Genomic DNA, 20,161 nt, shown 5'->3' on the forward strand with positions numbered 1-20,161 from the left:
CACACATAAAGACCCTACTCATCTGTAAGGCCGCATTCTTCTTTCCATGTCTTGATAAATAGGCTCATCAAATCATGCCGCTCCTCAGCAAGCTGCTTTCCAGAACGAGTGTTCATTAAGTCTTTTAATTTGAGCAGTTTTTCTTCCATATGTTTTAGCACGGAGCCCTGCTGCGTGTCCTTTGTATAGTGGGGTTCCCCTTTTGCGCCTGCATAAGTAAACACCCTCGCAATACCGGTTGCTCCTATCGCATCGAGCCGATCTGCGTCTTGAACAATGGCCCCTTCTAACGTTATTGGTCTATTCTGCTTATGTCGATGACGAAAAGACATCGTTGTAATGATGTCCATGATATAACGAATATCTCGCGTATGAACTTCCCAAGAAAGGAGCTGAAGCTCAAGCTGCTTTGGTGAAAGCTTCCATTCACCCGGCAGCTTTTCATCTATGACATCATGAACAATCGCTGCCATTTCGATCACAAACAGAGAGCCGCCTTCCTGATTAGAAATCTGGCAGGCAAGCTGCCGCACACGATCAATATGAGCCGCATCGTGTCCAGTCGGTTCATATTTCAGCCGATCTGAAACAAAGGAGGCAGCTGCCTCCAATTGTTTTTTCTGCATGACGGTGAGCACCTTATTTGTCCAAAAGAGCGATGATGGAGCTTTCTAATTCTTTTGGTGATGTTTTCGGAGAGAACCGCTCAGTGACTTCTCCGTTTTGATCCACGATAAATTTTGTGAAATTCCATTTCACTGTTTTTGTGCCAAGTACACCTTTTGCATGACTTGTTAAATGTTTGAAGAGCGGGTGCGCGTTGTCACCATTGACATCTACTTTCGCAAACATAGGGAAGGTCACCCCATAATTCAAAGAACAGAATTCTTGAATGGCTTCTTCTCCTTCTGGTTCTTGGTTCATAAATTGGTTACATGGAAATCCTAAAATTTCAAGGCCCTTTTCATGATATTGATCATATAGCTCCTGCAGTTGTTTAAATTGAGGAGTCAGTCCACATTTGCTTGCTGTGTTGACAATAATGAGTACTTTTCCTTTGTAATCTGCCATTGATTTTTCTTGACCGTTAATGGTCTTGACCTGAATATCATAAATTGACATCTCTTAGCCTCCTAGGATTCACTTTTTCCTATCGTAACATGCTTCTTTTATAAAATCGCTTTTTATGCTTCCGGTTAAAAGAGTCCTGTCACACTGCCGTCTTCTAATAAATCCATCTCGAGCGCCGCTGGTTTTTTAGGTAATCCAGGCATTGTCAAAATGCTTCCAGTTAAAGCAACAATAAATCCTGCTCCTACAGATGGTTTTAACTCACGAATCGTAATGGTAAAGCCCTTAGGCCTCCCAATTAAAGCTGGATCATCTGAAAGTGAATATTGCGTTTTTGCCATACAAACCGGTAAATGCCCCCAGCCGTTTTCCTCGATGGCTGCCAGCTGTTTTCTTGCTTTTGAAGTGAGTGTGACCCCGTCTGCTCCGTAAACCACTTTGGCAACTTTAGATAATTTTTCTTCGATGGAATCATGCTCTTCATACAAATAGGAAAAGCTGTTCTTCTTCTTTTCAATAAGTGTTGCGAGTTCTTCGGCAAGTGCTGTCCCGCCTTCTCCTCCTTCTTCCCATACATTCACAGCTTGGACTGGGTGGCCATGTGCGTGGCACCAATCTTCTATCGCTTGAATCTCTTCTTTTGTATCAGTGATAAATCTGTTAACTGCGACAATGTACGGAAGACCGAAGGCTTGGACGGTTTCAATATGCTTTTCTAAATTATGTATACCTTTTAATACAGCTTGTGCATTCTCTTCTTTGAGTTCTGTTTTCTTCATTCCGCCATGCATCTTTAATGCTCTGACAGTCGCCACAATGACAACTGCACCAGGCTTGAAATCACCAGCTCTTGTTTTAATGTGCAGGAACTTTTCTGCTCCAAGATCTGCTCCAAATCCAGCTTCTGTTACGACATAATCGGCTAATTTCGCCGCCATTTTAGTTGCAATTAAACTATTACATCCATGCGCAATATTGGCAAAAGGACCGCCATGAACGAGGGCCGGAGTTCCTTCAATCGTTTGTACAAGATTCGGTTTGAGTGCGTCTTTTAAAAGTAACGTCAGAACACCTTCATATCCAAGTGCACCAACAGTGACTGGCTCCCCGTCTTGATTATAGGCAACAACAATAGAAGAAAGACGTTTTTTCAAGTCGGTTAAGTCTTCTGCTAAACAAAGGATGGCCATCATTTCGGAGGCAACCGTGATGTCAAACCCGTCTTCTCTAGGATACCCATTTACCTGTCCACCAAGTCCGACAACGACCTGTCTTAAAGCACGATCGTTTAAATCAAGCACTCGCTTCCATACAATGCGGCGCGCATCGATGCCAAGTTCATTTCCGTGATGGATATGGTTATCAATGAACGCAGATAAGGCATTATGTGCAGAAGTAATGGCATGAAAATCTCCTGTAAAATGAAGATTGATTTCTTCCATTGGTAGCACCTGTGAATATCCTCCACCTGCTGCACCGCCTTTTATACCCATTGTAGGACCTAATGAAGGCTCTCGCATTGCTATGATTGCTTTTTTCCCTATTTTTTCGAAGGCTTGACCGAGCCCGACTGTGACGGTAGACTTCCCTTCACCTGCTGGCGTTGGATTGATCGATGTGACAAGGATCACATGTCCTTCTTTTTGTTCTTTTAAACGGTCAAAAATAGTCAAAGATATTTTCGCTTTTGTGAAACCATAGCATTCTAATTCTTCGTCATGTATTTGCAGCTTTGCTGCGATGTCTTGAATAGGTCTCAGCTTTGCCTTTTGGGCGATGTCAATATCTGATAAATGCTTTGTGATCATAAATAAACGGCCTCCTTTTTTTCGAGAAACAGCTTTGTTTTTGCTCTGTTTTTCATTGTAACATAATTGAAACATTGAAATATCGCCAGAAAGTTCCTATAATGAAATGAAATTATCTTTGGTTCAGGGGGTGGCGAGTTGCCTATTAACATACCAGTTCATCTGCCGGCAAAACAAATACTAGAGAGCGAAAACATTTTCGTCATGGATGAGACAAGGGCATTCAAGCAAGATATCCGTCCTTTGAATATCGTGATCTTAAATTTAATGCCAAAAAAAATACAAACTGAAACGCAGCTGCTAAGAATGCTCGGAAATTCTCCTTTGCAAGTGTACTTTACGTTTTTGATTCCAAGTACGCATACACCGAAGAATACGTCGAGAGAGCATCTAGATGAATTTTATACGACCTTTGAATCGATTCGCCATAAGAAATTTGATGGAATGATCATCACCGGCGCACCAATTGAGCATTTAGCTTTTGAAGAAGTATCCTATTGGAAAGAGCTGCAGGACATTTTGGACTGGAGTAAAACGAATGTGACGTCTACTCTTCACATTTGCTGGGGTGCACAGGCAGGCCTATATCACCATTATGGTATTGAGAAAATCAAGCTTGCTGAGAAAAAATTTGGTGTATTTGAGCATCTTGTGAAAGAGAAAAAAGAAAGATTAGTCAGAGGTTTCGATGAAGTATACTATGTCCCACATTCGAGGCATACAGATATTAATACAGAACAATTAAAAAACACGCCGAATTTGAAAGTATTGAGTGTCTCTGAAGAAGCGGGTGTTTGTTTAATTGTTTCAGATGATGATAAACAAGTATTTTTAACTGGACATCCTGAATATGATACGGACACATTGAAGCAGGAATATGAAAGAGATTTGTTGAAGGATGATACAGTCCAAAAACCTGTCCACTATTTTATAGAAGATGGTGACACATTAGTCCCAGTGAATCGATGGAAAGCCCATGCCACTTTACTGTTTATGAACTGGCTCAATTATTATGTTTATCAAGAAACACCATACGTTTGGGAATAAAATAGACTGTAGTCTGATGATAAATGGCCAAAATGTGTTAAAATACAAATGGCTCTGTCTTCCATTATCAATTTAGTCTTGTTGTTTTTTAAAATTAGTTTAATTCTTTCGTAACGAATGATATGCTCTGACTGTTTATATGTTATCTTTATGTATATGTAGACCTATGAGATTAATAGTTTTCGTACGAAGTTTTGTTGTTGTTGATTACATTTGAGGTGAATATTCTTGAATACCAATAAAAAAATATTAATCTTGACCGCAAATTATGGAAATGGACATATGCAGGTGGCTAAAACACTGTATGATGAGTGCAAATCTCAAGGCTTTGAGCATGTTGTAGTTTCTAATTTGTATCAAGAATCAAACCCCATTGTGTCGGAAGTGACTCAATATTTATACTTGAAGAGCTTTTCCATTGGGAAACAATTTTATCGCTTGTTTTATTACGGTGTAGATAAAATTTACAATAAACGCAAATTTAACATTTATTTAAAAATGGGAAATAAGCGTCTTGATGAACTTATTCAATTACACAATCCGGATATGATTATTATTACATTCCCGATGATTGTTGTTCCTGAATACCGGAACAAAACAGGAAAAGTCATCCCGACATTTAATGTCATGACAGATTTCTGTCTTCATAAGATTTGGGTACATGAAAACATCGACCGGTACTATGTTGCAACCGATTATGTGAAACAAAAATTAGTGGAAATCGGCACACATCCAAGCGATGTCAAAGTGACAGGCATTCCTATTAGACCACAATTTGAAGCAGACGTGCCAAAATCGAAGATTTATAAAAAATATGGATTATCATCAAACAAAAAAGTTCTTCTGATTATGGCCGGTGCTCATGGTGTACTGAAAAATGTCAAGGAATTATGTGAAGCATTGCTTCTAGACAGTGAAGTACAAATTGTTGTTGTATGCGGAAAGAACGCAGCGCTGAAACAATCACTAAGCGATCTTGAACAAGCACATCCAGATCAATTGAAGGCGCTTGGATATGTGGAACAAATTGATGAATTGTTCAGAGTAACAGATTGTATGATCACAAAACCAGGTGGCATTACTTTAACAGAAGCAACTGCAATCGGCGTCCCAGTCATTCTTTACAAGCCTGTCCCTGGACAAGAAAAGGAAAATGCTCATTTCTTTGAAGATTATGGGGCAGCCATCGTCATCAACAGACATGAAGACATTTTAGAATCTGTGACCAACTTGCTTCAAGATGAAGAAAAGTTAGAAACCATGAAACAAAACATGAAAAATCTTCACTTAAAGCATTCTTCTCAAACCATTTTGGAAGATATCGTTGAGCAATCAGATATCATCACGAATAACAAAACGTATGCTCGCGCATTATCATAAAAGGTGTCCGTCAATGACGGACACCTTTTTTCTTTATCCTTGATTTCCATTTGTTGTGTACACTTCTTCAAACGGCTGCACGACAACAAAGCCGCTTCCGCTAAATTTCATTTGAATAGACTCTCCGCTTCCTCTGCCAATAAAGGTTTTGAATGAAACATCTGTCACAAATTCAGTTTTTAAATCCCCTGACCATGCAACTGTCGCATTTGGATCTGTATAGACAGAGTCACCCGGCTGAACAATCAATGTGAGCGGCTCATAATGACTCGTAATCGCAGCAAGGCCTGGTCCTTCTAATTTGACATTAAATAATCCGCCTGCAAGCATCCCCGACACTTTTTTCATCAATTTGATATCCCAGCGGACTGAAGGTTCAAATGCGAGCAAATCATTCCCATTCACAAAAATGGATTCGCCTTCAGCCAAACGAAGAATTGAGATTTTTTTGCCTTGATCTGCTACATATAATTTCCCATCACCTGTTGCCTTCATGAGTGAAGTGCCTTCTCCTGACAGCATTTTTTTAAACATCTTTGAGACGCCATGTTCAAACACGCCCTCACGTTCAAACTTGATTTTGCCTCGGTACGAAACCATGGAACCTGTTTTTGCCCAAATGGTATCAGTCAAATTAATTTCTAAAAGTCTTGATGTTTCAAGTTCGAAGACCCCTTCTCCCTTATCTTCCTGCTGCGTATTCTGAACAAATTCTTCGAGTGTATAACGATTCATGATAGCACCTCTTTCTGTATTTTTTTTATATACGGACAAACTGTGCATAAAGTTTCAGAAAATGGGGACGGTTTAGCTATTATTGTTATTTGTCAAAAAAAATCAAACATTCTGCTCAAAATTTGGCTCTCCCGCTTGACGCTTTACTTTTGATGGTGTATAGTGGAACCATCATTTAACAACTGCAAAGTCGTTAGGTGATGAAAATTTTTTTTAGTATGCCAAAAGGTATGCTACAGTACTAGGAGGAAAAAGCAATATGCAAAACGGTAAAGTAAAATGGTTCAATAATGAAAAAGGTTTCGGCTTCATTGAAGTTGAAGGCGGAGACGATGTATTCGTTCACTTCACAGCTATCGAAGGTGACGGTTACAAGTCTTTAGAAGAAGGACAAGAAGTTTCTTTTGAAATCGTTGAAGGTAATCGTGGACCTCAAGCTGCAAACGTAACAAAAATCTAATCAACTAAATCAATGATGCAAAATAAAGAGAGGCTTATGCCTCTCTTATTTGATTTTCAGCTGAATTTCAATTGCTAAAATATTTTGCTTCAGTCGTTGTTCAATTTCAGAGATATCTTTTTCGAGAAAAGGTCTTCCCTTCTTTGCTACATCTACAAGTTGCTCTAGATCGCTGTACACCTCTTGAAATGTTCGATGTAATACCGTTTCGAACTCCTTATTATTCATACCGGCCTTCCCCTTTTCCTCTAATATCCGTCACTTAGTCAAAAAGTAACTCAACCAAAACTTTCTATAGTTATATCGGCTCATTTTTCGGAATATGTTCTTTTTTTACACATTCTATCCGTTTTTTTTCAAGAGCGAATGTTTGAGCAGGGAAAACCGGTCCGTTCGTTTATTTTTTGAGCAGCGTTTGGCCATATTCTTTTATTTTCTCTCCAACAGTGCATTGCTGTATACAAAAGGAATGGGCATATTTTTTGCCAAATTCTTTTCGAAAATGCTTCTTAATCAAACAATCTGAACAATACGTGTCTTGAAGATCGGTCAATTCTTGTACTGCTGTTTTTTTATCCACATTATTCAGCTCCGTCTGCTTCTAATTTCAATGTACTTTCGATTGGGACGTCTGCAAGAATCTGTCTTGCAAGCTGATCCGCTTCTGCATTTTGTTTCCGATCGATGGCTTCATAGGTTGGCGTCAGCTTCAGCTCTTTTAAAGCCGCTTCAATTCGGTCAAGCCATTTGTTATGTACATCATCATAACAAGGCCATTCTCCTTTTAACTGATTCATGACAACAAGTGAATCTCCTCTAATCGTGACAGAATTTCTGCTTGCCCCCAGGTTTTTTAAAGCTTTTACTGCCTCAAATAAAGCCGCATACTCTGCTTCATTATTGGTACTCCCTTGGAAAGGCTGATTTTTTCTCAATCGATAAGCGTCTTTTCCTAGCTTATAGTAGACGACAACACCAAGACCAGAGTCACCGGTTTCTTTGTGAAAACTTGCATCAAAATAGACTTGAAGCTGATCAGGTTCAAGCTTTAATTCTTCATTTAGCTTTTCAAGCTCTTTTATAGACCACATAGCCCCTTTTTCATCTTCAAATGACAGAAGTGACTGTGGTTCTTTTTTGTCAATATGTTTTGCTAACCTCAAGGCCTCTTTTAGCTCCAACCAATCTTCTTGGTAAAAAGCAATGGACCCAATTGATTTCACTTTCATTGTGTAGTGTGCTCTTAGTTTCATTGATCACATCGCCTTCCCGTGCTTTTAAGGTAAACATACGTTATGCTATAATCAAAAAGTTACATTTACAATGAGAAAGGAAGTTCATGTCACTTGTTTAATGAAGGTATTTGGATCTTATTTGCGATCATTAATTTTATCATTGTTCTTCTATTTTATAAAGGATTTGGCAAGATGGGCCTTTTTGTCTGGATTGGCTTTGCGACGGTTGCCGCAAATTTACAAGTTGTCAAAACCGTTGAATTATTCGGCCTAACGGCAACACTTGGAAATATTTTATATGGCAGTGTGTTCTTTGCAACGGACGTATTGAATGAAAAATATGGACAAAATGAAGCGAGAAAAGCTGTCTGGATTGGTTTTGCTACCCTTTTAACACTAACTGTTGTCATGCAGGAAGCTTTGCTTTTCCATCCCGCTCCATCTGATATCTCACAATCATCGCTGGAAACCATATTTGGCTTTATGCCAAGGGTTGCACTTGGCAGTCTCGCTGCTTATATCATCAGTCAAATGCTAGATGTTTATGTATATTCGTTTATTCGCCGCATATTTCCTTCCGATGGCGCGCTCTGGGTGCGCAATGCCGGAAGTACGATGATTAGCCAGCTTCTTGATACATTGATTTTCACGACCATTGCCTTTCTTGGCACGTATCCATTTCATGTATGGATAGAAATCTTCATCACGACATATGTCATTAAATTTATCGTCGCTGCGATTGCAACACCTTACGCGTATGCAGCGAAAAAAATGGTTCCGCTTGATGAAAGGGTGAAATGATGTGCCAGCAGAAATATACATTGACGGTGCGAGTGCAGGGAATCCGGGTCCCTCTGGCATCGGCATTTTCATCAAATATAATGGAAAGGCTGAGTCCTTCTCCATTCCTCTTGAACCCATGAGCAATCACGAAGCAGAATTTTCTGCTCTGATCGAGGGGATGAAAATATGCGCAGAAAAAGGATTGCGTACCGTTTCATTTCGAACAGATTCACAAGTAGTTGACCGCGCAGCCAATGCAGGATTTGCTAAAAATCCAGCCTTTCAGCACTTTATCAAAGAGATGATCGAGCTTCAAAGCCAGTTTGATTTATTTTTTATTAAATGGATTCCGAGTAAGGAAAACCAAATAGCAGATCAGCTCGCCAGAAAAGCGATTCACCTATCTAAAGGATGAATCGCTTTTTTTCGGTTATGCTAATGTGTGTGAGGTGATACTGATTGGATAAAGAAAATAAAGGTCGTGTCACAAATGGGACAACCCCACAAGGTGATGCGCAAACAAAAGATAAACAGCCACTATCTCAGCTGGAAAATAGAGCAAAGAAAAGCAATACAAAAAGATGAACCTTAGAGATCGGCTTTAGCTGATCTCTATTGTACTTAAACGATTCATCATCGGTTCGATTCCTTTGATTTGATGGTGCCTCAGCATAGCAGCAGCACGTTCTTGATTGATGTTCATTTTCGTCTCATCCATTGGACAGCTGAGCGGGACATCACATTTAATCTCTGCCAATAGACGAGAAAGCTTCAAATCTTCTAATCCTGCTTGCATTTTCTTTTGCTGCGTAGCCGTTAGTTCATGGACATTTTCTAACAAACCGTCAATCGTTTCATATGTTTGAATAAATTTTAAAGCAGTTTTTTCTCCGATTCCTTTGACACCTGGATAATTATCACTTGCATCACCCATGAGTGCTTTCATATCAATGAGTGCCTTTGGCGAGATTCCCATTTCCTCTTCAAATAAGGCTTTTGTATAATGCTTATAATTGCCAATTCCTTTTTGCATCAGGGCAACAGTCACTTGTTCATTCAAAATTTGCAGCAAATCTTTGTCACCAGTTAGGACAGTCACGCGTGCTTCTTTTTGGTAAAGCGTAGCAAGTGTACCAATACAATCGTCTGCTTCAAAGCCCTTTAAACCAATGTTCACAATTCCTAGTTCTTCTGTAGCTTCTTTTGCTAAATCGAATTGCGGAATGAGCTCGACAGGCGCCTCTCCTCGATTTGCTTTATAATCTTGAAATAATTCGTTTCGATAGGTTTGGCTTCCCATATCCCAGCAGCACACAATATGAGTTGGCTCAAATGTCTGTACAGCTGTTAATAAGTGCTTCAAATAGCCATTCACTCCATTTGTTGGTACACCGTGGTCATTTATCATAAAATTGCGATGGACAGCCGTCGCATAAAACGATCTGAACAAAAGCGCCATTCCATCTACAAGCAGTACGTGTTTATTCATTCTCTTAAACTCCCTTTTCAAAACAATACTCCCATTCTATCACAGAACACAAAACTGGACATGAAAAAGGCGCCTTCTTCTTTTACAAAAGAAGAGGCAGCCCGTTTACTTTTGACCGTATTGCATTTTTTTCGTTTCTGCTTCTGCATAGGACGGCATGTCTTTTTGTTTAGGGTCACGCTCATCCTGCTGCTTTGTCTGTTGCTTTTTTTTCATGATCATTCCCCTTTCTCGGTACATTCATTAAGATGACCAAAAAAGAGAAAGTTACTCTTTACTTCTGTTTCTGCTCGACATACTCTCTGACCATATCATTCGTCACAAGCTTACGAAGCGGAACAATACCGCCTCGTGCAAGCTCATTCATCTTCGACGTAATGGCGTTGATCTCGTCTGTTGTAAATGGCTCGTTTTGCTCACATTTGACAACAGCCATCTCTATTGCTTGTTCTCTTTTCTGTTCAAGCTCAAGAAAGGACTGAATATGAGCATGCTGCTTTTGTGAGTGTGCTGAAATCTCTTCGTGTACGCTCGTCATTTTCTATCAACTGCTTTCTTTTTTATTTAGTCTACCATGAATCAAATGGTTTTCAACTGGTTCTTCCATTCTTCTGTTTGTTCATAAACTTGTTCAATGACGGCCTGCTCTTTGGCATCTGTCGTTAGGCTCGTGATAAATGTTTGTTTTTGTTCACTTAGCTGCTCGAGCGCTTCTGTTTCGTATCTTTCCGTAAACGTCTTCACCATCATGTCGTACCTGCTCAGTAATTCTTCTTTTTCTTTATCAGCCCATTTCGTGGTTAACTGATGAAGAATGTCTCGAATCGCTTCAATAAACGCAGCCTTTCCACTCTGTTCAAAGAAAACTTTCGGTGATTTTTGTTTCTTTAAGAGCGGTTCGAATGGCGTTAGTTCAGCTTCGATTTCAATTTGTTTCAGCTCAGCATTTTTCTCTTCAGGCGGCGACAGTGAGAGAGAAAAGTAAGGGTCTTCTGCACATGCCGCCTGCAATCCTTTCTCCCACTCCTCTTGGAAGTATTGATGAATAAACGATTCCATTCGGATATCAAGCGCCTTTAACTCCTGTACAAATTCAAATTCATAATCCTTTAGTGCCTTCTCAAGTGCTTTTTTCAATTGCTGTCCGAAATTCCCTTGAGATATTCCAGGATAAAAGGCTGTCTTAAAGAGATCATTCGCAAATAATGAGAGGCGCTGCACAATATGATAGAGCTGTTCATGTAAGTCCTTTTTCACGCTTTCTGTCACTAGCTTAGATTGTTTTATCTGACTCATTTGATCAAGAATCGCTTCATAGGATGCGTCTATCTTTTTCTTTTCCGCTTGCTTCTCATCTTCTGACTGATGCAGCGTCGCATGCAGTTTGTCGACCGTTCTACATAACGTACGTGCTTCAAAATATAACAGCTCGATCGCATCTTTCGTTAATTCTTCCTCTATAAAATAGTCGAGCTGCTTTCTAAGCTTTGCGTATTGATTATAAGCTGTCTCTCCCTTTCCTTCGATCTCTTCCTTACTGGATACATGATGAAGGTTTGGGTTTCTTATCCCTTCTTTTGTGAGCTCATTTTTCACATAGTCAAAGACGGTGTCAAGCTCTGCTTGATCCTTTGCGAGATCAGCTGCATTGATAATAAAGAACATTTTATCCATGCTAAATGAATCTTTTACAAGCCCAAGCTTACGTAAAAATGACCGATCTGCCTTCGAAAAAGAGTGCTGGTAGTAAGTTAAATAAAGAAGCGCATCTGCGTCCTTCATATATTGAAAGGCGATCTCTGTATGACGCTTATTCATACTGCTAGCGCCTGGCGTATCAACAATAGTCAGCCCTTTATCTGTTAGAGGTGTACTCAAATAAACCGTTACTTCCTTCACCACACAAGAAACAGCTTCTTCCGCCACATATGGTCTCAGTTCTTGAAGGGTGACATGAAGCGGCATTTGCTTAGTAATGTGATCAAGGAAATGGGTATGTGCTTGTAAAAAATGTTCAACAATGACGCGGTGATCTTGTTCAAGCTGTCTTTTTTTAAGCGTTCGTTTGAGCTTGGATGTAAACGCCTCCCCTTTTTCTTCTGAGATCGGAAATCCAAGGATCTGATTGAGCTCCTCTAATATATCCTGTTCTGTTTTGAACACCACTTTGACACTTTCATGCGGGTGATCTTCCGTCGGCCGCGTTAGCTTGTTAATGGTTGCCGTTGTTGGTGTGGGAGAGGATGGCAGCACCTTTCTCCCGACGAGTGCATTTGCAAAGGAAGATTTCCCCGAACTAAAAGCCCCAAATAAAGCGAGTGTGAATTCTTTCGCTTGCAGCCGTTTTGTTCGTTTTTCAAAGGACTTTCTTTGAGATTGGAGCGCATCTAATGGCAATAAAATCTGAGAAAGCTGCTCAAACTGGTCAATCGACTGTGCCGTCGTGACATGCTGTGACTGACGCATTTGAGGCTGCTCTATCTGCTTGTTCGGTTTTTCTTGGTCGCTCTCTTCAGGATGAATGGTCGCTTGCTCCTGCTTTAGCAGATCATGCTGCATTTGTCTCTTTTTCGCATAAAACCAATCTTCTTCGATCTGTTCATCCGTTCCATTTTGCCAAATATCCCATACATGCTGAATATCTCGCTTCATTTGTTCATTTTTTCTGGTGCATTGCTCGAGTGTTTGGAGCTCTTTTGCAGACTGAACCCATTTTTCTTGCTGCTCTGCTTGATCTTCCATAAGCTTGGCTTTCAGCGACTCCACCATTTGTTCAATCAGTGGCATCGCTTGCTGCTTAGCCTGTCTTCTCAAGGCTTCGCCAGCATCTTTTGCATATTGCAGTACGTATTCATTGGAGAACATTGCTCCATGATGAATCACACTTTCAAGAAGTGATTCTTGTACAGGTGTTTCAAACGCCATCACTTGATTTAATAACTCTTCACCAAGCTGATGTTTCTTGACTTCTTTTTTTAGTAGCTCAGCAATATGCCAGTCCACTTCTGCCTTCATTCTCGCTTTGACATCTGTTAAGAAGTCAGTTGCCCGTTTTTCTTTTTCCTGCTCAGTTTTATTTTTAGCAAAAAGCAGTCCCACTTTAAAGCCAGGTGCTTTTGATTCAATATAGTCGCTTGCGAGTTCTCTCATTTTAAATGGAGTTAGGTTGGCATTTTTCAAAATGCTCTCGACTTCAGTAGATACTTCTTCTTCTAACTGCTTGGCTCCATTTTCAATGAAGTGATTTTTCGCTTCCAAATCCTTTACTTCTTTTCTTTTTTCTTGGAGCTGTGACTCAAGCTCCTCACCTTGCAGCTCTTCTTTTATCGAGTCAATGTGTTCTTTTAAGACATGCTCAATTTTCTGCTCCGTATAAGCCCGAAGTGAGGCTTTCGGCAACGTCTGTAATTCTTGCAGTTTTTTGATTAAACGAATCATTTCATTTCTTGGATGCGTCTCATCGGTTACAGATGTAAAGTATAGATGATCTTCTTCAATGCCTTCTTTAAGGAGCATGTCAACCACTTGATTTTTGTAGTCTTCAAATGCTGTCTCATGCTCATCATGCCGGTCCACTTGATTCACGATGAAATAGAGATTTGGCACTTTTTCTTTGATGGAGCGAATGAAACGAATGTTTTCTTCAGAATGAACATGGTTGTAGTGAACGACATAAAAAAGAGCATCTGCTTGATGAAGAATAGACGCAGCAGACATAAAGTGGGCATGATCCGTTGAATCAATTCCTGGCGTATCAATCAGTGCCACTTTTTCTTCAAGGCCTCTATAGTCACCGCTAATTTCCACCATCTCAATCTGTTCTCCATCCTTACAGAAACGCTGTACTGCTTCTTTATCATAGGAGCCGCTCATTTTTGCAAAACGGCCATCAGAGGTGTGAAGCTGCACTTCACTTTCCCCTTTCCTCACGACGACCAAATTTGCACTTGTTGGGATTGGACTCGTTGGCAAAATGTGATCATGAAGCAGATGATTCACAAGTGATGACTTTCCAGCAGAATAGTGGCCGGTAAATGCGATATATACTTCTTCTTCTGCTTCCTTTTTGATAATCGATGCAAGTTTGGCAGCGCGCTCATGATCATCCCTTTTGAGAAAGCTTTGATATAAAGCTCCTGTAGTTTGAACGAGCGAATCTCGAATAGACAAGTCTTTCATGACGATAAACCCCTTTGTTTTTAGAAAAGTCAGTTATGTATGTGATACCATTTTACACAAAATAAAGAGATTTTTCTTCTGATCTGAGGAAATAAAAAAAATCTGCTACCCGATCAGTCGCAGTTGACTGGAATCAGGAAGCAGATTTTTTGGAGACACCTTTTAATACGAAGCCAATTAATAGGCTGTACACACACACCGTACCGAGTAAGAAAATCATTGTCATGTGATCACCGTCCATCCTTCATGATTGAGAATGCTTATCATTAATGAAAGTGTAGCACAATTGATAATGATTTTCAATATTAATTTAGCAAATACTGATTTAATGCTTTCTCCTCTGTTTGAATTCGTACAGCCATCATCCATGCATTTAAACATGTAAACAAAATGGCAGTGACATACGCATCAAACAATAGCGGGATCAGTAAAAGCTCAATCGCCACGACTACATAGTTAGGATGTTTCAACCAGCGATACGGCCCTTTTTTTACAATCATCGCGTTTGGTACGACTAAAATTTTCGTATTCCAGTACGTCCCAAGGGAACATAATGCCCAGTATCGAATGACCTGTGTAGCCATGAGAAAAAGGAGCAGCACAAGAAAATAACGGGACGGCCCCTTATGTAAAAGCCCTATCTCAACTATAAGTGAGAGAAAAAAAGCCGTATGCATAGCGACCATATAGGGATAATGACTAGCACCAAATTCAATGGCACCTAGTGCTCTTACTTTCTTTTCATTTCTTTTGGCCACAAGCATTTCAATGAGCCGCTGACAAACGAAGAAACCGATGACAAGCCAAATGATCATGACAAGACCTCCTCCCACTTCATAAGCAGCAGCTCTGAGGAAAAGCCCGGACCAAGCGCCCCGCAAAGTCCCATCTCCCCCGCTTCAGCTGATTGATGTTCCAGGAAATGCTTGATGACATACAAAACTGTGGCAGAGGACATATTTCCGTGTTGTTTGAGTACTTCTTTTGAAGAAAACAGCTGATCCTCTCGTAAAGATAGACTTTCAACATAGGCATCAATCACTTTTTTTCCTCCAGGATGGGCTAGAAATACGGATAAGTCATTAGTTGAATATCCTTGCTCCTCTAAAAATTGATCCACCTGCTCTTTTAACCAGCCGGAAATCAAACTCGGAATGTCACGGGAGAAAATAACCCGAAAGCCGTCACTTGTAAATTCCCAGCCCATCACATCCTCAGAATCCTTCATCGTGACAGATTGCGTGCTTAGTACTTTAGGGACCGTTTTTAAATGGGCATATTCAAGCGCAGCTTTTTCCCCAGCTAAAAGAACCGCTGCCGTCCCGTCTCCAAACAAGGAGGTGCCGATTAAATTGCTTTTTGATTGATCTTGCGGCTGAAAGGTTAAACTGCACAGCTCACAGGCAACGACAAGTACCTTTGCTTCTGGAAATGCCCTTATGTATTCATAAGCTCGCGACAGCCCTGCCGCACCGCCCCCACACCCTAGGCCCCAGATCGGTACTCGTTTCGTATAAGGAGAAAAAGGAAGGACGTTCATGAGCTTTGCGTCAAGACTTGGGGTCGATAAGCCGGTACTTGAAATAAAAAACAATGCATCGATCTCTTCAACCGGGACTGTTTTTTTTAGAAACGCCTTCTCTTGAAGACAATGTATGATCGCTTCCTTTGCATGAGCCAGTGCCTTTTCCAAATAGATATTGTTTTTCTCTTCAAAAGAGTGGTGCGTCTGATACCATTCAATGGGCTGCACAAACTGCCTGCTCTGAATTTCTCCATTTTGAAAAGCTCTCAGCAGCCGGTCAATATCTTTAAACGATCGTTTAAATTGAGACCTAGCAAAATCAGCAGCTGTTTTCTGATCCACGTGATGCTTCGGGTGACTCGTTCCAACTGAAAGAATGTACGCCATCGGCTTCACCTCTTTTTTCGGTTAATATCCCCTATCGAAAAAAGGATATACATGCCGAACCGTCACAATTCAGTCAAAACATTTTCCTCCGTCTAACTTTTTGTCTTGACGACAATTGATAAATATTGGATAATATAGGTGAAAACATGATGTAGTTTTCCTCCTTCACAGGTTCGTTCCAAGCCAAGCGAACCTGCTTTTTTTATGCAAAAAAACACCTCTAAAAGAGAAGTGCAGACCGTAGACAACCCCCACCTTTACTTCAAGTAAAAGTGGGGTTTTCACATAATTATAAAGGGGTACGCTGGACATTCAGCATCTACCGTGTCTACATTTCGTTTTCCGATTTTCTCTGTCACCTGTTATACGAGTGAATTTAACATACGAGTATCATGAACATTGCCACCTCTGACCAGTAATCCAAAAATAAATCCTTTTGAATCACAAGCTGTATGAAAGGAATAAGCAAATGACTTTTCACGTTCACCTTTTACATAGTAGCCAATCTCTGATTCAGTTGTACTGACTTTGATTTCTTTTGTTTCTTCTTTATTTTGTAGGGGTAAGAGCTTTTCTCTATGTATTTCGCGATTGATCGCCTCTATCTCCAATATCCACATGAGCATCCTTTTTTTCAATGAAATCGTCATTATACAACACTTTCATACGGAATCTCCCTTTCGCTTTGCATTAATGGTTAAATCTGATGCTATCTTAGCGTATAAATATCAACGTTTCGATCATTATTCAGAATGATTTCATTTAAACATGAATGGATCACCTTTTTTTCTGATCAATACAAAGCAATAACCATGAAATGCTAATTTATTTGATAATTATATATAAAAAGGTGTTTTTTTCCTGTATACTTAATCAATATGAACACCATGAAAAACAGTGAAAAAAGATAGAATCTACTACATGATTCGGCACAAAATTTAATTGACTGGAGTGATTGTAATGAAAAAGGTGTCCAAAAAACAGACACCCTACAACACGATACTTCTCTCGAAGATAATTGGTTTAGTGCTTCTTACACTGTTTCTCTTTTTTATCTGGGATATGTCTAAACCCCATTTGCAGGCGACAAATGGGCAAGCAAAAATTGTTGCCAGCAGTGACTTCCGAGACACAAGCATCAGTCTGAAAGCAAAAGATCATTCTACAAGAACATTGGATACACATTTTAAGACCAATCCAAACCAACAGACAACGAATAAAACGGTCTTTTTAACATTTGATGATGGTCCTACTGCTACATCAAATCAACTGTTAAATGTATTAAAAGCACATCACGTGAAGGCGACATTCTTCATGCTTGGACCGCAAATCCAAGCACACCAAGCAGCTGTGAAAAGACTTTATCAAGAAGGACATCAATTAGGGCTTCATGGCATGACGCATGATATAAACCGCTTTTATCAGAACAGTGAGTCTCCCTCAAATGAAATGAGAGAAGCTCAGCGCATTCTTGCTTCTGTTACAGGCGTTTACACCCGTCTTGTGAGAACACCCTATGGCAGTGTTCCAAATTTAACATATCATCAAAAAGTACGTTTAAACCAAAATGGCTTTATTTACTGGGATTGGACGATTGATAGCCTTGACTGGAGATATAAAAACTCACAATATGTTCCAGAGGTATTGAATCAACTGCAATTGTTTGAGAAAACTAAACCATGGGAACCAAAAGTTATTTTAATGCATGATCAACCCTCTACCACAAACTATTTAGATAGCCTGATTACACAGCTAAAAGCAAGGGGCTATACATTTGCAGTCATTAACGAAACAATGCAGCCGGTACAACATTAATAGCGCTAATCACAACAAGCCCGTATCCAAAAGATGCGGGCTTTCAGTGTTTACACAACAGATTTCTTAGGCTCTTCCATCAGGTCCTGCCCGGTTTCTTTTTTAAAAGGAATCATGTGATAAATAATATGAAGCAAAATAGCGGTAAAGCTACCGGCCACGATGCCATTACTTGTTAATAATTTGATTGATTCTGGCAGATGCTCAAACATTTGCGGCACGACGGTGACACCTAAGCCAATCCCCACTGAGCAAGCAACAATCAGTAGGTTTTCCTGTTTGGCAAAATCCACACGCGAGAGCATTTTAATACCGTAGGCAATGACCATCCCAAACATGGCAACCATTGCGCCGCCAAGAACTGACTTTGGAATAATCGTCGTAAAAGCAGCAATTTTAGGAAAAAGTCCAAATAACATGAGCAATGCGCCTGTCACAACGATGACTTGATTTTTCTTGACCCCTGTCAACTGGATCAACCCAACGTTTTGCGAGTAGGCTGTGTAAGGAAAAGCATTAAAGATACCACCTAATAACACAGCAATCCCTTCTGCGCGATAGCCTTTCGCTAAGTCCTTCTCTTTTAATGAGCGGTTTGTTAAATCACCTAATGCGAAATAAACACCTGTTGATTCGACTAGTGACACAATGGCAACTAACGTCATCGTCATAATGGGTGCAAATTCAAAGGTAGGCATGCCAAAATAAAATGGTTCAATCATACGGAAAACTTGTGCGTTCGCCACCTCAGCTGTTTCCACTTTCCCCATAAATGCAGCAACGGCTGTCCCAAGGAGAATACCGATTAAAATGGCGATCGCCTTCATAAAGCCTTTTGTGAATCGATAGAGAAGCACAATGATAAACAGCACAAGGAAGGCGAGGCCTAGATTTTCAAAAGAACCATAATCAGCACTTCCTTCTCCCCCTGCCATATTGTTCATCGCTACTGGAATAAGGGTAATGCCAATAATGGTGACGACAGACCCTGTCACGACAGGCGGGAAAAATTTCACAAGCTTCCCAAAGAAAAAGGAAAGCAGAATGATGATACACCCCGAAGCGATAATACTTCCATAGATAGACGAAATCCCGTATTTAGAGCCAATCGCAATCATAGGAGAAACCGCAGTAAATGTACAGCCTAATACAACAGGCAAACCGATACCAAAGAAACGGTTTTTCCAAACTTGAAGGAGCGTGGCAGCCCCGCACATGAAAATATCTGCTGAGATTAAGTAAGTCAGTTGTGCAGGTGTGAGGCCGAGTGCATCTCCCACAATGAGCGGCACAAGAACGGCCCCTGCATACATCGCCAGCACATGCTGAATCCCTAGCGAGAGCGTTTTGGCTTTTTTAGCTGCACTCATGATTGTACCTCTCGTACAAACGTGACTTTCCCTTCCTCAAGTGATTCAATCCGTGCAAGGGATTCGACGCGGTAGCCCATTTGAACAAGTGCATCTCTTCCCGGCTGGAATGACTTTTCAATGACAATCCCAAATCCGGCTACTTTTGCCTTCGCCTGCTTTGCGATTGCGGCAAGTCCTTTAGCGGCTTCACCGTTCGCCAAAAAGTCATCAATGATTAATACACAATCCTTTTCACCGAGATGCGTATTTGAGACAGCGATCGTGCTTTCTACTTTTTTTGTAAAAGAATACACACTCGCTGTTAATAGGTTTTCTGTTAGTGTTAATGATTGACGTTTTCGAGCAAAAACAACGGGTACTTGAAGAGCTAGTCCTGCCATCACAGCAGGTGCAATGCCCGAAGATTCGATTGTGATAATTTTTGTAATGCCATCATGCTTGAATAATCTAGCAAACTCTTGCCCGATCTCATGCATTAACACAGGATCAATTTGATGATTTAAAAAGGCATCTACCTTTAACACTTGATTTGACAGAACGATTCCTTCGTTCTCAATTTTTTGACGTAACAATTCCATCATTCTTCCTCCCAGCATATTGGCAAACATTTTCATTTTTTTGCATAAAAAAAGCATTGCTGTCCATGAGGAGCAAGCAATGCGAAAACGATCCACGGATCTTCAGCTCAAACAAGAGCTGTTTCATTTGCTCACTCATAGTCGGACGGTATCGGTGTCCGGTAGAAACTTGCGTGCCATCATCACGCGATTATATGAGTGTTATAGTGTTCAAATTATAACAAGATTTCAGACGCTTGGAAAGCACTTTTCTAGAAAAATACCGAACTTAAATAATAGATCAGGTCAAAACGTTC

22 protein-coding genes, 1 pseudogene and 1 riboswitch are annotated in these 20,161 nt (G+C 40.3%); of the genes and pseudogenes, 7 read left to right on the forward strand and 16 right to left on the reverse strand.

The window, feature by feature from the left end; genetic code table 11:
- Positions 1-14: 14 nt before the first annotated feature.
- The 3 genes from MHH41_RS09795 to MHH41_RS09805 all read right to left on the reverse strand — a co-directional run bounded on the left by MHH41_RS09795 (position 15) and on the right by MHH41_RS09805 (position 2,879).
- Positions 15-626 (reverse strand): HD domain-containing protein, encoded by a 612-nt coding sequence (locus MHH41_RS09795; protein WP_050943889.1) that lies wholly within the window; start codon positions 624-626, stop codon positions 15-17.
- Positions 627-639: 13 nt separating this feature from the next.
- Positions 640-1,122: a glutathione peroxidase gene (locus MHH41_RS09800; RefSeq protein ID WP_003216059.1), complete on the reverse strand. Its 483-nt coding sequence runs from the start codon at positions 1,120-1,122 to the stop codon at positions 640-642.
- Between the two features lie 74 nt (positions 1,123-1,196).
- Positions 1,197-2,879 carry a formate--tetrahydrofolate ligase gene (locus MHH41_RS09805; protein WP_050943888.1) on the reverse strand — a complete coding sequence of 561 codons (1,683 nt, stop codon included), beginning with the start codon at positions 2,877-2,879 and terminating at the stop codon, positions 1,197-1,199.
- A gap of 138 nt (positions 2,880-3,017) precedes the next feature.
- On the opposite strand from MHH41_RS09805, the gene metA reads away from it, so the two are divergent.
- Positions 3,018-3,926 (forward strand): homoserine O-acetyltransferase MetA, encoded by a 909-nt coding sequence (metA, locus tag MHH41_RS09810; protein WP_003215782.1) that lies wholly within the window; start codon positions 3,018-3,020, stop codon positions 3,924-3,926.
- Positions 3,927-4,154: 228 nt separating this feature from the next.
- A complete protein-coding gene (locus tag MHH41_RS09815; RefSeq protein ID WP_003215454.1) occupies positions 4,155-5,306 on the forward strand; it encodes a diglucosyl diacylglycerol synthase in 1,152 nt (383 codons plus the stop codon).
- A gap of 33 nt (positions 5,307-5,339) precedes the next feature.
- On the opposite strand, the gene MHH41_RS09820 is transcribed toward MHH41_RS09815, so the two are convergent.
- Positions 5,340-6,041 (reverse strand): AIM24 family protein, encoded by a 702-nt coding sequence (locus MHH41_RS09820; RefSeq protein WP_050943887.1) that lies wholly within the window; start codon positions 6,039-6,041, stop codon positions 5,340-5,342.
- Between the two features lie 259 nt (positions 6,042-6,300).
- Between MHH41_RS09820 and cspD the strand changes: the two genes are divergently transcribed.
- On the forward strand, positions 6,301-6,501 hold the full coding sequence (cspD, locus tag MHH41_RS09825; protein WP_003215784.1) for a cold-shock protein CspD: 201 nt from the start codon (positions 6,301-6,303) through the stop codon (positions 6,499-6,501).
- Positions 6,502-6,546: 45 nt separating this feature from the next.
- Here the strand turns inward: cspD and MHH41_RS09830 are convergent, their stop codons facing one another.
- The 3 genes from MHH41_RS09830 to MHH41_RS09840 form a co-directional block, all read right to left on the reverse strand.
- Entirely contained in the window at positions 6,547-6,729 is a 183-nt protein-coding gene (locus MHH41_RS09830) for a hypothetical protein (protein ID WP_003215507.1), read from the reverse strand.
- A gap of 169 nt (positions 6,730-6,898) precedes the next feature.
- Positions 6,899-7,081, reverse strand: coding sequence for a zinc-finger domain-containing protein (locus MHH41_RS09835; RefSeq protein ID WP_003215998.1), 183 nt, complete (start codon positions 7,079-7,081; stop codon positions 6,899-6,901).
- Between the two features lies 1 nt (position 7,082).
- Positions 7,083-7,754: a ribonuclease H family protein gene (locus tag MHH41_RS09840; RefSeq protein WP_050943886.1), complete on the reverse strand. Its 672-nt coding sequence runs from the start codon at positions 7,752-7,754 to the stop codon at positions 7,083-7,085.
- 93 nt (positions 7,755-7,847) lie between these two features.
- Between MHH41_RS09840 and MHH41_RS09845 the strand changes: the two genes are divergently transcribed.
- From MHH41_RS09845 to MHH41_RS09855, 3 genes are read left to right on the forward strand one after another with little or no spacing between them, the layout of a single operon-like run.
- On the forward strand, positions 7,848-8,537 hold the full coding sequence (locus MHH41_RS09845) for a queuosine precursor transporter (protein WP_003215661.1): 690 nt from the start codon (positions 7,848-7,850) through the stop codon (positions 8,535-8,537).
- Between the two features lies 1 nt (position 8,538).
- Positions 8,539-8,934 carry a reverse transcriptase-like protein gene (locus MHH41_RS09850; RefSeq protein ID WP_003215503.1) on the forward strand — a complete coding sequence of 132 codons (396 nt, stop codon included), beginning with the start codon at positions 8,539-8,541 and terminating at the stop codon, positions 8,932-8,934.
- A gap of 44 nt (positions 8,935-8,978) precedes the next feature.
- Entirely contained in the window at positions 8,979-9,104 is a 126-nt protein-coding gene (locus MHH41_RS09855; RefSeq protein WP_003215584.1) for a hypothetical protein, read from the forward strand.
- A gap of 16 nt (positions 9,105-9,120) precedes the next feature.
- Here the strand turns inward: MHH41_RS09855 and MHH41_RS09860 are convergent, their stop codons facing one another.
- The 7 genes and pseudogenes from MHH41_RS09860 to MHH41_RS09890 all read right to left on the reverse strand — a co-directional run.
- The gene (locus MHH41_RS09860; RefSeq protein WP_050943885.1) at positions 9,121-10,008 is read right to left on the reverse strand and encodes a 5'-3' exonuclease; all 888 of its coding nucleotides are present in this window, start codon (positions 10,006-10,008) and stop codon (positions 9,121-9,123) included.
- 274 nt (positions 10,009-10,282) lie between these two features.
- Positions 10,283-10,546: a YpbS family protein gene (locus MHH41_RS09865; protein WP_050943884.1), complete on the reverse strand. Its 264-nt coding sequence runs from the start codon at positions 10,544-10,546 to the stop codon at positions 10,283-10,285.
- Between the two features lie 41 nt (positions 10,547-10,587).
- A complete protein-coding gene (locus MHH41_RS09870; RefSeq protein ID WP_340866254.1) occupies positions 10,588-14,187 on the reverse strand; it encodes a dynamin family protein in 3,600 nt (1,199 codons plus the stop codon).
- A 133-nt stretch (positions 14,188-14,320) separates the two neighbouring features.
- Positions 14,321-14,428 (reverse strand): Fur-regulated basic protein FbpC, encoded by a 108-nt coding sequence (gene fbpC / locus MHH41_RS09875; RefSeq protein ID WP_306172627.1) that lies wholly within the window; start codon positions 14,426-14,428, stop codon positions 14,321-14,323.
- A 64-nt stretch (positions 14,429-14,492) separates the two neighbouring features.
- Positions 14,493-15,002 (reverse strand): isoprenylcysteine carboxyl methyltransferase family protein, encoded by a 510-nt coding sequence (locus MHH41_RS09880; protein ID WP_340866255.1) that lies wholly within the window; start codon positions 15,000-15,002, stop codon positions 14,493-14,495.
- The gene (locus MHH41_RS09885) at positions 14,999-16,099 is read right to left on the reverse strand and encodes a type III polyketide synthase (RefSeq protein WP_340866256.1); all 1,101 of its coding nucleotides are present in this window, start codon (positions 16,097-16,099) and stop codon (positions 14,999-15,001) included. The genes MHH41_RS09880 and MHH41_RS09885 overlap by 4 nt, the downstream gene beginning before the upstream one ends.
- A gap of 365 nt (positions 16,100-16,464) precedes the next feature.
- Positions 16,465-16,695, reverse strand: a pseudogene (locus MHH41_RS09890) (IS5/IS1182 family transposase); the annotation flags it as partial.
- Positions 16,696-17,059: 364 nt separating this feature from the next.
- On the opposite strand from MHH41_RS09890, the gene MHH41_RS09895 reads away from it, so the two are divergent.
- On the forward strand, positions 17,060-17,914 hold the full coding sequence (locus MHH41_RS09895; protein WP_340866257.1) for a polysaccharide deacetylase family protein: 855 nt from the start codon (positions 17,060-17,062) through the stop codon (positions 17,912-17,914).
- Between the two features lie 50 nt (positions 17,915-17,964).
- Here MHH41_RS09895 and pbuX read toward each other — a convergent pair whose 3' ends face one another.
- Complete coding sequence (pbuX, locus tag MHH41_RS09900) at positions 17,965-19,284, reverse strand: xanthine permease PbuX (RefSeq protein ID WP_003215893.1); 1,320 nt, start codon at positions 19,282-19,284, stop codon at positions 17,965-17,967.
- On the reverse strand, positions 19,281-19,865 hold the full coding sequence (gene xpt, locus MHH41_RS09905) for a xanthine phosphoribosyltransferase (protein WP_003215672.1): 585 nt from the start codon (positions 19,863-19,865) through the stop codon (positions 19,281-19,283). Before xpt ends, pbuX begins: the two co-directional genes overlap by 4 nt.
- Before the next feature lie 118 nt (positions 19,866-19,983).
- A riboswitch (purine riboswitch) is annotated at positions 19,984-20,083 on the reverse strand.
- Positions 20,084-20,161: the final 78 nt, after the last annotated feature.

The sequence above is a fragment of the Bacillus sp. FSL K6-1145 genome (genome assembly GCF_038003425.1).
GTDB lineage: Bacteria > Bacillota > Bacilli > Bacillales > Bacillaceae > Bacillus > Bacillus pumilus.